Genomic DNA, 13014 nt, shown 5'->3' on the forward strand with positions numbered 1-13014 from the left:
AATAACGAAAAGCACCAGCTTCTAATTCACGTTTAACGTGAAGCAGCCGTGATATGGCTCGAAAACGCGAAACTTTCCGGCAGGGCGAAAGGTGCGGAACGGCCGTCGGCCATATGTACGGCAGCTTCGGCAAGACGGTGGGCAAGGCCGAAGCTGACCTTGAAGCCGCCGGTCAAGGCGATGAGCTTCGGATACATCGGATGCGGACCGATCATCGGATCGCGGTCGATCGCCTTCGGACGAAGGCCGGCCCAGCGCTCGACGACCGGCGCCTCGCCAAGCACGGGGGCCATCTCGCGCGCCGCTTCGATCAGAGAGTCGAGTTGAGCATCGGTCGTATTGGGATTGTCAAAACGGTCCTCGCTGGTGCTGCCGATCGCAGCATGGCCGCCCTCATGAGCAATGATATAGAGGCCGTCGCGGAAGATGGTGGGAAAGGCGGGATCGATCTCGGCCTTCAACAGCGCCGCCTGCCCCTTGACCGGTTGGCCGAGCGGCCTTTCCAATCCGGGCGTGAACCGCTGCAGAAGTGGAAATGACTGGTGACCTGCCGCGACGATGCAGCGGCCGAAGGCGATTGTTCTCCCACCGGCGTCGGCGATCCCGCGTTCCGGTTCGAGACCGCCAACTGTAGCATTCTCGATAATGCTCACACGCTTTGCCTGCCTCAGAAAGGCGACAAGAGCGGCGACCAGCGTGCGGGGTGCGACGCGGGCAGCGAGCGTGTCGTGCACGAAGCCGCTCGCACCGGCGGCAGGGTCGATCCAGCCTGCAACCGGCGGAGCATCTGCGACATGCCAATGGAAGCTGCTGCCGTGCCGATGCCAGTGTGTTTCGGCATCGGCGGAATGAGTAAGCGCGATCTTGCGCAGATGCGGCTTCGGCAGCGGGATGATGCGGCCGGATCGGCGGTAGCCGGTGGAAAGGCCGGTGGCAGCTTCGATCGCAGAGATCTCGGTTTCGAGGGAAACCAGCGCATCGAACTGGAACTGCTTCTTGGCATTCCATTTGTCCGGCGAATGCGGCATCAGCGCGCCGAGCAGCCCGCCGCTCGCACCCTGCCCCAATTCGCCTGCATCGACGAGGAGCGTGTCGATGCCAAGTCGCTCGGCATGAACCGCCGCCCACAGCCCCATGATGCCGCCGCCGGCAATCAGCAGACTGACGCACGATTGACCGGAGGAGATGACCGCACTATCGGCTTTAGGCATGACAGAGATTGATCCCGATCAGATTGGCAGCACGAGCCAACCGCTCGAATGGCGCGACGGCGATATGCCCTATTCGCGGGCCTTTGGCGACCATTTTTATTGCCAGACGGACGGGCGGCTCGAATGCGGTCACGTCTTTCTGGCGGGCAACGGCCTGCCGGAACGGTGGACCGGCAAGGACAATTTCCGCATTGGAGAGTTGGGGTTCGGCACCGGGCTGAACTTCGCGGAAACATGGCGGCAATGGAAAGCGCATCGCCAAAGCGGCCAACATCTGAACTTCATTTCCTTCGAGCTTTACCCGATGCGTCCGCAGGAGATCGGTCGCGCACTTTCGCACTGGCCGCAAATCGACGCCGAGCGGCAGGCGCTAACGGTGCTGTGGCCCGGCCAGCCGCAAGGCACCGTGACGCTTGCATTAGACGAGCAGACGACTTTGAGCGTTGTCTGCAGCGCGGCAATCGATGGCGTTGCGGCCGCCGAACCCGGCTTCGACGCCTGGTATCTCGATGGTTTCGCGCCGTCGCGCAACCCCGACATGTGGTCGGAAGAGCTGATGCGGCTCATCTGCGAGAAGACCCTCTCTGGAGGAAGCTTCGCGACCTATGCCGCGGCAGGCTTCGTCAGGCGCAATCTGATGGCGGCGGGATTTGCGGTCGAGCGGCGCAAGGGTTTCGCCGGCAAGCGCGAGATGCTCTGCGGCGTAAAACCCTAGTGGCCTGAGCGGCCGGGCAACTGCGCGCTCTTGCCGAGCCAGAGCTGGATTTTCTCTTCCAGCAGTTCGGGGCTGATCGGCTTCGACATGTAATCGTCCATGCCGGCGTCGAGACAGAGCTCGCGGTCGCTTTCGAGCGCATGCGCCGTTACGCCGATGATCGGCACGCGGTGGCCCTGTCCGCGCTCTCGGACACGGATCGCGCGGGTCGCGTCGTGGCCGTTCATCACCGGCATCGAGACGTCCATCATGATGATCCGCGGCGCATGGCTTTCCCAGGCGTTGACCGCCTCCTGGCCGTTGTTGACGACGAGGAAACTCAGGCCGGTGCCCTGCAGGATCTGCGTGAAGACAATCTGGTTCACCTCGTTGTCCTCGGCGACGAGCACATCGATGAAGGCAGTCTTGCGCTGTTTTGAGGCCGGCGGCGCAAAAGGCTCCGGTTCCCTCATCTCGGTTTCTGCCTGCAGGCGGGCGATTTCGGCTGCAGAAGCCCGCTTCACGCGACTTGCGCGCACGACCTCGACGATCGTGTTGCGAAGAAGGTTGGCGCGGGCCGGTTTCATCAGATGCGCATGGCCGTTGAGGGCTGCGAACTCCTTCTCCGTGCCGGAGATATCCATTGAGGTCAGGAAGATGATCGGCAGGCTCTCGAAGCGGGCGTCGGCCCTGAGCCTGCGGGCGACTTCCGCACCGTTCATTTCCGGCATGTGATAGTCGAGCACCAGGGCATCGACCTGGACGCCGATCTGGTGTGCGGCCTCAAGGATGGCAATGCCGGTCCTGCCGTCTTCGGCAGCCACGCCGTCAAAACCCCAAAGCGACAGCTGCTCGGAGAGAATGCGGCGGTTCACCTCGTTGTCGTCGATGACGAGCACGCGTGCGCCGCGTACATTGACGGGCAGCGGCTTGGGATCGAGGCGGGCAGCAGCGATGGCGAAGGGCAGGTTGACAGTGAAGACCGAGCCCTTGCCCGGTTCGCTCTCGGCGTTGACGTAACCGCCAAAGAGATCGACCAGACCGGCAGTGATGGCAAGACCAAGGCCGGTACCCTCGTGGCGCCGCGTCGAAGAGGAATCGACCTGCGAGAATTTGTCGAAGACCGATTGCAGTTTGTCTGCCGGGATGCCGATGCCGGTATCCTCGATCCTGATCTCGACCATGACCTCACCGTCCGAGCCAGGCCGGAAACCGATATCGACGAAGACATGCCCCTTCTCGGTAAACTTGACGGCGTTGCCGACGAGATTTGTGACGATCTGGCGAAACCGCCCGGCATCGCCGATGACGGCGGCAGGCAGGTTCGGATCGGCGCGCACGAGAAGCTCGAGATCCTTCTCCGCCGCGGGCGAAGAAAGCAGCGTCGCGACATCCTCGACCGCTTCCACCGGATCGAAGGCCGCCTTGCGCAGCGTCATCTGTCCGGCATCGATTTTGGAGAAGTCCAGAATGTCGTTGATGATCGTCAGAAGCGCGTTGCCGGACTTGACGATGATGTCGATGAAGGTCTTCTGCCGCGCGTCAAGATCGGTCTTCGCCATCAGCTCGGCCATGCCGAGCACGCCATTCATCGGCGTGCGGATTTCATGGCTCATATTGGCGAGAAATTCCGACTTGGCGCGATCGGCAGCTTCAGCCCGTGCCAGCAGCCTCTCAAGCTCTTCCTCGCGCTCTTTCATTTCGGTGACGTCGGTGAAGAGCGCGACCCAATGGCCGCGCTCGCTGATCGTCGCCTCCATGTTCACCCAGCGCTCGCCGGCCACATGAAAGACAGTGGCGATCGGCTGCTTCGCAGCGATGTTTGAACGCCAATAGTGCAACACCTCGGCGGCGGGACTCTTGAAGTCGCCGCGATCGGCGCAGAAATTGAAGAGGTCGATCCAGCCGCGGCCTGCAACGAGGTATTCCGGCGGAATACGCAGAACGTCCGAAAGCGCATCGTTGGAGAGCTTGATGATGCCGTCCTGGACGATCGTCAGGCCTTGCGGCATGGCCCGCGTCGCATCCCGCATCAGTTCGCCGAGATGCTCCAGGGCAGCGCGCGCTTCATGGATTTCCTTCTCGCTCGCGCGAATGGCGCTCATATCGGAATAGGAGAGAAGAATGCGGTCGTTCGAGATGCGGCGGCTGTCGAAGATGATCGATTTGCCGCCCGACCAGCTGAGTTCGATCGGCTCCTGCTCCCCATCCGAACCGAAATGGCGCTGGCGCTCCGCCAGGATCTCTTCCGGGCTGTGCTCGTGGCCATAGCGCCCGAGTTCACAATTGCGGCGGATGACATCGATGAACGGCCGGCCGTCAAAACGATCGTCAGGCGGCAGATCACAGATCGTGTAGAATTCGTCGTTTATGTAGAGGATATCGAGATTGTTATCGAGGATCAGCACGCCGACCGGCAGCGAACGCAGGATGTTTTCAATGTCGCGATGCAGGATTTCGGCATGCTTCTGCGCCTCGATCAGCTTGGCTTCACGCTCCTTGAGCGGTGAGATGTCCGAAAAAGAGCCGACGACATAGACCCTGCTGTCCGGCGTCTGCACGCGATTGACGCGCGTCAAGATCGGATAAACTGTTCCGTCCGTGCTTGGAAGCTTACCTTCCACCTCCGTTAGCGAGCCGTCCTTGAGCGCCAGAGCGTTTTCCTCATAGATGCTGGCGCCACTCTCCTCGCCGAACATCTCAAACTCTGTGAGGCCAAGCACCTTTGACCGGACATGGCCGGTGAAGGTCTCGTAATACTGGTTGGCATAGACGAGGCGGTGCTGTTCATCGCGCGCGAAGGCGGCGACCGGCAGGTCTTCCATGATGGTCTGGAGGAGATCGAGCTCGTTGACGCTCTCGTGCCATCCGGTTTCAGCGGGCGATGCTTTGCCTCCACTTCGATAGGCCGAATTGACGATCAGCGGGCGGCCGTCGTCAGCGAAAATGCCGACCGGATGATCGAGTTTTTCCAGCGTGGCACGGACGCGCTCGAAATCGGCGAGCAAAGCCTGATCCGGCCCCGAGAGAACCGGCCGGCGGGGCTGCGCGCGCGCCTCGAAGATACCGAGAACATAGGCCCGGTCTTCCGACGGCATGAAGCTCTCGATCCGGATCCGCTCATGCTCGGTTGCGGCAGCATCGAAGCAGATGGCGGTTTCTTCGGTGCCGAAGACGAGCGCGCGGCGCTCCTTGTCTTCACGCTCCTCCTCTTCCGGACGGTCGAGAATTTCGCGGGTCCGGCGGCCGATGAAATCGGAAATTTCCCTGCCGAAGAAGCGGGCATAGGCTTCGTTGACGGCAACGTAGCGAAGCTCGCTGTTCTTGACATAGGCAGGCGTATCCAGATCTGCGATCCGGCTGCACGCCAGTTCGAGAAGGTCCCCGCTCGATGTCAAAGATGTCGCCTCGCTATCAGGAGAAACAGTGTTCTGGCATCCACTATAGGTGTAAGCCGTTTAACAAGGTTTTAACCATGACACGTTCCGGAAATCTGGAACCCGGGACAACGAGTTCGGGCCCAAGAGTATCAGGAACTATGCTATAATCTTCCACGTTGTAAGACTGAACTCGATCAGTTGGCCGCGTTTCGCCACGGTTTCTCCTGACGGCTTCAAGAAACAAGTTCGTCTATGAAAGGAGACGATCATGTCCGTACTTCACAAAAGCATGGCGGCGGGCTTGATGGCGTTGACTTTGACTGGCACCTCCCTCATTCCGGCAACTCCGGCGGACGCCGGTCACGATGACTTTTGGGGCGGTGTTGCGGCCGGAGCAATCGGCGGCATCCTCCTATCGCACGCTACGCGTCCCTACCCTGGCTACGGCTATTATTATCCCGGACCCTACTATGGAGCCAATTACGGAGCTTACTATGGAGCCGACTCCGGACCTTATTACGGAGCCTACTATAGACCGTACTACCGGCCCTACTACAGGCCGTATCCGGTCTATCGGAGCTACTACCGGCCTTATTATCGCTCCTACTATCGGCCTTACCCGGCCTATTATCGCAATTATGGATATTGCGGTGTGGAGCGCCGCTACGATCACCGATCGGACGTATGGGTGAGAGTTCGGGTCTGCCCCGGCTATTAAGGAGTATGTGTGCGGCACGCCGCTCGTTCAGGCGGCGCGCCGCAGCACCTTTCTCTCGCTCGTCTCTTGACTTTCAACCTGAACTAGACCAAATGCAGGCCAGCTTTCACCTTCCGGCCGCCGCGTGAGCTGCCCCTGCGAAAAAAGACAAACGCAAGAAGAAGGATAAAAGCGCATTTCATAGGACGCCGCGATCCCAAGTGCGGCCAGAAGCGCTGGAAAGTTTTTCCAACACACAAGTTCCCACTTCACGCGGGGTTCTTGACGCCAGAATGATACCGGACCGCATGGTGTGATCCGGCACATCGTTTCGGCGCCCCGAAAGGTTATGACTTGACTAATTTTGAATCGCTTGGTGTCTCCAAGCCGATCGTCGCCACGCTTTTTCAGCTCGGCATTGAAACGCCAACGCCCATTCAGGCGCAGGCAATCCCTCTTCTCCTCGAAGGCCGCGATCTGATCGGCCTCGCCCAGACCGGCACAGGCAAGACGGCTGCCTTCGGCCTGCCGCTCATTGAAAAATTGCTGGCCGACGACAAGCGTCCCGACAATCGCACGACCCGTACGCTCATCCTCGCTCCGACCCGCGAGCTCGTGAACCAGATCGCCGAGAACCTCAAGAACTTCGTCCGCAAGTCGCCGCTGCGCATCAATGTCGTTGTCGGCGGCGTGTCCATCAACAAGCAGCAGCTACAGCTCGAGCGCGGTACCGACATTCTCGTCGCGACACCCGGCCGCCTCCTCGACCTCGTCAACCGCCGCGCCATCACGCTGACCACGGTGCGCTATCTCGTGCTCGACGAAGCCGACCAGATGCTCGATCTCGGCTTCGTGCATGATCTGCGCAAGATCGCCAAGCTCGTTCCGAAGCGCCGTCAGACCATGCTCTTTTCGGCAACCATGCCGAAGGCGATCGCCGATCTTGCGGGCGAATACCTGACCGATCCGATCAAGGTCGAAGTGACGCCCCCCGGCAAGGCTGCGGATAAGGTTGAACAGTACGTCCACTTCGTCGGCGGCAAGAATGACAAGACGGAGCTGCTGAAAAAGTCGCTTTCCGAAAATCCGGATGGCCGCGCGATCGTGTTCCTGCGCACCAAGCACGGCGCCGAGAAGCTGATGAAGCATCTCGATCATGTCGGCTATTCGGTCGCTTCCATCCACGGCAACAAGAGCCAGGGCCAGCGCGAGCGCGCCCTGAAGGCATTCCGCGACGGCGGCATCAAGACTCTGATCGCAACCGACGTTGCCGCCCGCGGCATCGATATTCCGGCCGTCAGCCATGTGTTCAACTACGATCTGCCGGAAGTGCCGGACGCCTATGTGCACCGCATCGGCCGCACGGCTCGCGCCGGCCGCGACGGCATCGCAATCGCCTTCTGCGCGCCGGATGAAGCACGCCTGCTGCGCGATATCGAAAGGCTGATGGGCATCGAGATCATCGTTGCCAGCGGCGAACCGCCGGCAGACATGCGCGCGGCTCCGCGCCGCGGCAACGGCAACGGCAACAACCGCAATCGCGGTGGCCAGGGCCGTGGTGGCGAGGGTCGCGGGGATGGCCGTCCGGGTGAACAGCGCTCCGGCAATCGCCAGGACCGCCGTCCGCGCCGCGAAGGCGAAGCAGGCGAGGTCCGCGCGAACAACGAGGAACGCCGCGAGCGCCGTCCGCGTCCCGAGCGCCAGACTGCCCGCAACGAGGACTTCCGCGGCCAGCGCCGCGGTGAAGCGACACCCCAGGGACCGGACAACGATCTCGTATCGACCTCGGATTTCCGACCGGCCAAGAAGCCGCAACAGCGCCCGCACGGCAGCGCCGATGCGAACCGCCATCATCCCGGCGGCGCCCGTAACGCGCACGGTCGCCCTGGCCGCAAGCATGGTGAGGACCGCGGCCAGCAGGTTCACGGTGAGCACCGTCAGGACGGCTCTGGCGGCATACGTCGCAAAGGCCCCCGCAATGGCGGCGGCCAGCGTCGCGAACAGGCTTGAATACAGAACTGAAAGAGGCCGGGTAGCTTCCGGCCTTTTTTTGCTTTAAGCCTAGGTGAACGGCTTACCCCGGCGAGACGGTCTCAAAGGACTGCTCGCCGGCGACATGTGAAGACTATCGCAATCCGCATTGCTATTTTCCGGGCATATCTGCCGATCTTAGCAATTCCGGTTGCATGCCAGCGCCTTCGCGACACTGGCCCTCATTGAGTGCATTCAACGACAGACTGCTTATTCAATAAGAGAGATAGACCTTGCGATCACCCGTAGCGTCCGGCAGCCGCCGCTTTCAGCTCATTCTGCTCAAGCCGTCGCATTATGACGACGACGGCTATGTGATCCGCTGGTGGCGGGCCATGATCCCTTCGAACTCGCTGGCGGCTCTCTTTGGCATTGCAGCAGACTGCGCGGAGCGCGAAGTGCTCGGCCCCGGCGTCGGCATCGACATCAAGGTGATCGACGAAACCAATACCCGCGTGCATATTCCGGAACTGCTCGCGCTGCTGAGGCAGCACGGTAATTTCGGCATGGTCGCGCTTGTCGGCGTTCAGTCGAACCAGTATCCGCGGGCGCTCGACATTGCCCGGCCGTTTCGCGCGGCGGGCATTCCCGTCTCGATGGGCGGCTTTCACGTTTCCGGTTGTCTTTCGATGCTCGACGGCAAGGCGGTCGAACTCGACGCCTGCCGGGAGATGGGAATTTCGATGTTCGCCGGCGAGGCAGAAGGCAGGCTCGACAAGGTCTTGCAGGACGCGGCCTATGGCGAGCTCGAGCCCGTCTACAATTTCATGAACGACCTTCCGGGCATCGGCGGCACGCCTGTGCCCTTCCTGCCCAAAAAGAATGTCGAACACACGCTCGGGCTAAGCAGCAGCTTCGATGCCGGCCGCGGTTGCCCCTACCAGTGCTCGTTCTGCACGATCATCAACGTGCAGGGCCGCAAATCCCGTTTCCGCTCCACCGACGATATCGAAAAGCTGGTGCGGATGAACTGGGCGCAGGGCATCCACAAATTTTTCATCACCGACGACAACTTCGCCCGCAACAGGGACTGGGAAGCGATCTTCGACCGGCTGATCGAACTGAAGGAAAGGCATGGCATCCCGCTCGGCCTAATGATCCAGGTCGATACGCTCTGTCACAAGATCCCGCACTTCATCGAAAAGGCAAAACGCGCCGGCGTCACGCGGGTCTTCATCGGCCTGGAGAACGTCAATCCGGACAACCTGACGGCCGCCAAGAAGAACCAGAACAAGATCACCGAATACCGGAAGATGCTGCTCGCCTGGAAAGCGCAGGGCATCATGACGCTCGCAGGTTACATCCTCGGCTTTCCTTCCGACACGCCGGAAACCATTCGCCGCGACATCAAGATCATTCAGCACGAGCTGCCGCTCGATGTCATCGAGTTCTTCGTCCTGACGCCGCTGCCGGGCTCGGAGGATCACCAGACACTCTGGCGCAAGGGTATCCCGATGGACGCCGACCTCAATACCTATGACGTCGAACATGTCTGCACTGCGCACGAGAAGATGAGCCGGCAGGAATGGGAGAGCATCTATCACGAGGCCTGGTCGCTTTACTATTCGCCGGAGCATGTGAAGACGTTGCTGCGCCGGGCCGTTGCGAGCGGCTTGCCGCTTGCAAGCCTCGTCAAGGTGCTGGTGTCCTTTGCAACAACGGTGCCGCTCGAAAAAGTGCATCCCCTGCAAAGCGGTCTGCTGCGGCTGAAGCACCCCTCGGAACGGCGGCCCGGATTGCCGCAGCAGCATCCCCTCGTCTTCTGGCCGCAATTCGTGTGGGAAACCGTTGCCAAGCACGTCGCGTTGGCAGGCTCCATCCTGCGCATGAGCGCAACTGCGTTCCTCATCAAAAGAAATCCGGCATCAAAAAACTACATGGACCAGGCGCTGACGCCGGTTGATGACAGCGAGGAAGAGAAGCTCGATCTGTTCACCAAGACAGCCGGCGGTACCGCGGCCGTCACGCATGTGCGGAAAATCGCGCAGTTGACCCATGCCAACCATTAGGCTTGATCAAGCCTCAGCCATCCGGGCGCTTTTCCGGTTCGTCAGATAGACGCCGGTGACGACCACGATCGTTCCGATGATCAGCGGCACGGTCAGCGGTTCGCCGAAAGCGATGAAGGCCTCGATGGCGACCGTTGGCGGCATCAGGTAGATCAGCGATGCGGCCCGCGAGACCTGGCCGCGGCGGATCAGGTAAAGAAGCAGCCCGATCCCGCCCATCGACAGACCGAAGACCGACCAGATCAGCGCGCCGAAAGCCTCTGGCGTTGCATCGAAATGCAGGCGCTCGAAGGCGAGCGCGAGCGGCAGGGTGACGATAAGCGCCCCGACATATTGCATTGTCGCGATCGTCTTGAGATCACCCGTCTGCAAGTGTTTCTTCTGGTAGATCGTGCCGTATGTCACGGAGACCATGGCGATTAGGTTGATCGCGAGCGGCACCGCAGCGTGAACGAGGCTCGCGGAGGCTGGATCGAACAGTTTCGGGGAAACGGCGATCGCTATGCCGAAGAAGCCGAGGAGAAGTCCGAACTTCTGGGTGGGCTGCAGGCGTTCGCCGATCAGGAAGGGCGCCACCATCGCCGTCAGCAGAGGCTGCAGCGCGGCGATGATCCCGGAAATGCCAGCCGCAACGCCATTGGCAATCGCCCACCACAGGCCGGCAAGATAGAATCCGTGCAGAAAGAAACCGGAATAGATCGCGCGCAGAACCGTCGCGCGATCCGGCCATTTCGCCTTCAGCACCCAGCAGAGACCGAAAAACGCCAGCGCCGAAAGCGCATAACGGATGCCGAGGAAGGTGAAGGGCTCCGAATGGCGTGCTGCATATTTCGCGACGACCCAGCCGGTGGACCAAAGCAGGACAAAAATGGCGGGAGCGAAACGATCAAGGGTCATGGGAGGCCTGGGGGCAATGCGGTATCGGGCGCTGATAGCCCCCAAGCGCCCTCGCGTCAAAGGCGAAGCATTGATACTTATTTCAAGTTTCGCTGATGATTGGCGCAAAAAGCGGAAATGACCGGGCGTCTGCCCGGCCATCTCATGCGCAGCTTGCGGCCGGGAGTTGCCGTCAGCCGATCTTGATGAGCTTGCCTTCCTTGACGGACTGGACCGCCGCATCGGCGAGTGCCAGCGCGGCAAGGCCGTCGGCGCCGGAGGGCGAAATCGTTGCGTCCTTCTCGACTGCGGCGATGAAGCTTGCGATCTCGTTGGCATAGGCTTCCGTGTAACGGGTCATGAAGAAGTCGTGCAGCGGCGGGCGCGTGTAGCCGTCACTGTTGGCGACTTCGATCGAGACCGGACGCTGATTCTCGGCCGCCACCATTCCCTCCGAACCGTGCACTTCGATGCGCTGGTCGTAGCCGTACGTGGCGCGGCGGGAGTTGGAGATGATCGCCTGCTTGCCGGACTTCGTCTGCAGGATGACCGAAACGCTGTCATAGTCGCCCGCCTCGCCGATTGCCTTGTCGACAAGGACAGCGGCCGTTGCGGTTACCGAGACCGGCTCCTCGCCAAGCAGGAAGCGGGCCATGTCGAAGTCGTGGATCGTCATGTCGCGGAAGATGCCGCCAGAGCGCTTGATGTAGTCGACAGGCGGGGCCCCGGGATCGCGCGAGGTGATTGTCACCATCTCGACCTCGCCGATGCGGCCGTCGTCGATTGTCTTGCGCACGGCCATGAAATGCGGGTCGAAGCGGCGATTGAAACCGACCATCAGCTTCGCCTTAGTCTCATCGACAACCTTGATGCAGGCCTTGACACGGGCAACGTCGAGATCGATCGGCTTTTCGCAGAAGATCGCCTTGCCGGCCCGCGCGAAGCGCTCGATCAGATCCGCGTGCGTGTCGGTCGGCGTGCAGATAACGACGGCGTCGATATCCTTGGCCGCCTCGATCGCCTCGATCGTCCGGAGCTCGCAGCCATAAGCGGAAGCGATCGCTTCAGCCGCCTGAGGAAGCGCGTCGGCGACGGCGACGAGCTTCGCATTCGCGTCGCCGCTCACGGCTTTCGCGTGAACCTTGCCGATGCGGCCGGCGCCGAGAAGACCAAATCTGACTGTCATGAGAACCTCCCTGGAATTCGGAACAAATAAACCGAATTGTGACAATTGTGGAATTTTCATTCCATTTTCTGTTCGAGCCGTCAAGCCCGTTGCCCTTTCACATTCTCGAAATCCATCCTAAAGACAAGTGATCGAAATATGACCGGGGGACACATGCAGCTGATCGATCCAAACCATCCGGCCTACCGCCGCGTCTGGGTGCGGGCGCTGATCGTGGGCCTGTGCCTGGGCTGGGCGGCGCTGGAGTTCATTACCGGCGACCCGTTCTGGGGCGTGCTATCGGCCGGCGCCGGCGTCTATGCTTTCTACATGCTCTTCTGGACTTTCAAGCCGCAGCCACCCGCCGAACCCGCCCAGCCTCCCAAACCGGAAGAGACGGACCCCGAATAATCAGCGGCCGCGACGGCGCACGGCTTCATCGATCAGCAGGTTCGCGAGCATCATGCGCTTCGTTGCATTCTCCCGGAATGCAGGCGCGACGCGATCGGGATGGTTCGACTTGGCAAAGGCACGGCGCTTTTCGTTCAGCGTCTGCAGCGTATCGGCGGCTGTGATGGAGAGCTCCGCAGCGATATCGGCAGGCGCAGTGCGCGCAAGATGTTCCGGCATGACGGGTTCCGGCTCAGGCTCCGCAAGGGGCTGCGCCTGGATGTCCTCGTCTGCCCCGGCAACAGGCGTCTCCAGTTCCAGATTATCGAGATAGGCTTGGCCCGCCCGTTGCGAGGCCGCTGATACGCCCTCCATCACGTCGAAGGCGAGACCGGTGGTAAAGCCATGGACGCGATGCGCGACGGACGCCTCTGCCTCGTCTTCGCTCTCTTCTTCTGCTTTCAGCCGCTCCAGAACGGATTGAAAAACCGATTGCCCGAACAACATGCCCCTTCCCTTCGAAGTGGCGCATTGAACACCGCCAGCATGGCGCCGGGCTTG

Annotated in this window: 10 protein-coding genes; 5 read left to right on the forward strand and 5 right to left on the reverse strand. The window is 61.1% G+C overall.

The genetic code is table 11. The features are described 5' to 3' along the window. Positions 1 to 32: 32 nt before the first annotated feature. A complete protein-coding gene (locus ISN39_RS12135; RefSeq protein ID WP_194727656.1) occupies positions 33 to 1211 on the reverse strand; it encodes an FAD-binding oxidoreductase in 1179 nt (392 codons plus the stop codon). Between ISN39_RS12135 and mnmD the strand changes: the two genes are divergently transcribed. Continuing rightward, positions 1210 to 1926 (forward strand): tRNA (5-methylaminomethyl-2-thiouridine)(34)-methyltransferase MnmD, encoded by a 717-nt coding sequence (gene mnmD / locus ISN39_RS12140; RefSeq protein ID WP_194727657.1) that lies wholly within the window; start codon positions 1210 to 1212, stop codon positions 1924 to 1926. The genes ISN39_RS12135 and mnmD overlap by 2 nt on opposite strands. On the opposite strand, the gene ISN39_RS12145 is transcribed toward mnmD, so the two are convergent. Then, positions 1923 to 5303 carry a response regulator gene (locus tag ISN39_RS12145; RefSeq protein WP_194727658.1) on the reverse strand — a complete coding sequence of 1127 codons (3381 nt, stop codon included), beginning with the start codon at positions 5301 to 5303 and terminating at the stop codon, positions 1923 to 1925. The two genes, mnmD and ISN39_RS12145, sit on opposite strands and share 4 nt — an antisense overlap. 250 nt (positions 5304 to 5553) lie before the next feature. On the opposite strand from ISN39_RS12145, the gene ISN39_RS12150 reads away from it, so the two are divergent. The 3 genes from ISN39_RS12150 (at position 5554) to ISN39_RS12160 (ending at position 10022) form a co-directional block, all read left to right on the forward strand. Beyond that, positions 5554 to 6003 (forward strand): hypothetical protein, encoded by a 450-nt coding sequence (locus tag ISN39_RS12150; RefSeq protein ID WP_194727659.1) that lies wholly within the window; start codon positions 5554 to 5556, stop codon positions 6001 to 6003. A gap of 333 nt (positions 6004 to 6336) precedes the next feature. Next, on the forward strand, positions 6337 to 7992 hold the full coding sequence (locus ISN39_RS12155) for a DEAD/DEAH box helicase (RefSeq protein ID WP_194727660.1): 1656 nt from the start codon (positions 6337 to 6339) through the stop codon (positions 7990 to 7992). 254 nt (positions 7993 to 8246) lie between these two features. After that, the gene (locus tag ISN39_RS12160; RefSeq protein ID WP_074069145.1) at positions 8247 to 10022 is read left to right on the forward strand and encodes a radical SAM protein; all 1776 of its coding nucleotides are present in this window, start codon (positions 8247 to 8249) and stop codon (positions 10020 to 10022) included. A 6-nt stretch (positions 10023 to 10028) separates the two neighbouring features. Here the strand turns inward: ISN39_RS12160 and ISN39_RS12165 are convergent, their stop codons facing one another. After that, entirely contained in the window at positions 10029 to 10919 is an 891-nt protein-coding gene (locus ISN39_RS12165) for a DMT family transporter (protein WP_074069146.1), read from the reverse strand. A gap of 172 nt (positions 10920 to 11091) precedes the next feature. Next, a complete protein-coding gene (gene iolG, locus ISN39_RS12170) occupies positions 11092 to 12084 on the reverse strand; it encodes an inositol 2-dehydrogenase (RefSeq protein ID WP_194727661.1) in 993 nt (330 codons plus the stop codon). A gap of 153 nt (positions 12085 to 12237) precedes the next feature. Here iolG and ISN39_RS12175 point away from each other — a divergent pair, with 153 nt between their 5' ends. Then, positions 12238 to 12474 carry a hypothetical protein gene (locus ISN39_RS12175; RefSeq protein WP_194730171.1) on the forward strand — a complete coding sequence of 79 codons (237 nt, stop codon included), beginning with the start codon at positions 12238 to 12240 and terminating at the stop codon, positions 12472 to 12474. Here the strand turns inward: ISN39_RS12175 and ISN39_RS12180 are convergent, their stop codons facing one another. Further along, on the reverse strand, positions 12475 to 12960 hold the full coding sequence (locus tag ISN39_RS12180; protein ID WP_194727662.1) for a hypothetical protein: 486 nt from the start codon (positions 12958 to 12960) through the stop codon (positions 12475 to 12477). Between the last annotated feature and the right edge of the window lie 54 nt (positions 12961 to 13014).

This window comes from Rhizobium sp. 007, from assembly GCF_015353075.1.
GTDB lineage: Bacteria > Pseudomonadota > Alphaproteobacteria > Rhizobiales > Rhizobiaceae > Rhizobium.

Coding starts and splice junctions, on each gene's coding strand:
- ISN39_RS12135 (WP_194727656.1), bottom strand. CDS start 1,211: ATGCCTAAAGCCGATAGTGCGGTCATCTCCTCCGGTCAATCGTGCGTC.
- ISN39_RS12150 (WP_194727659.1), top strand. CDS start 5,554: ATGTCCGTACTTCACAAAAGCATGGCGGCGGGCTTGATGGCGTTGACT.
- ISN39_RS12165 (WP_074069146.1), bottom strand. CDS start 10,919: ATGACCCTTGATCGTTTCGCTCCCGCCATTTTTGTCCTGCTTTGGTCC.
- iolG (WP_194727661.1), bottom strand. CDS start 12,084: ATGACAGTCAGATTTGGTCTTCTCGGCGCCGGCCGCATCGGCAAGGTT.
- ISN39_RS12175 (WP_194730171.1), top strand. CDS start 12,238: ATGCAGCTGATCGATCCAAACCATCCGGCCTACCGCCGCGTCTGGGTG.
- ISN39_RS12180 (WP_194727662.1), bottom strand. CDS start 12,960: ATGTTGTTCGGGCAATCGGTTTTTCAATCCGTTCTGGAGCGGCTGAAA.
- mnmD (WP_194727657.1), top strand. CDS start 1,210: ATGACAGAGATTGATCCCGATCAGATTGGCAGCACGAGCCAACCGCTC.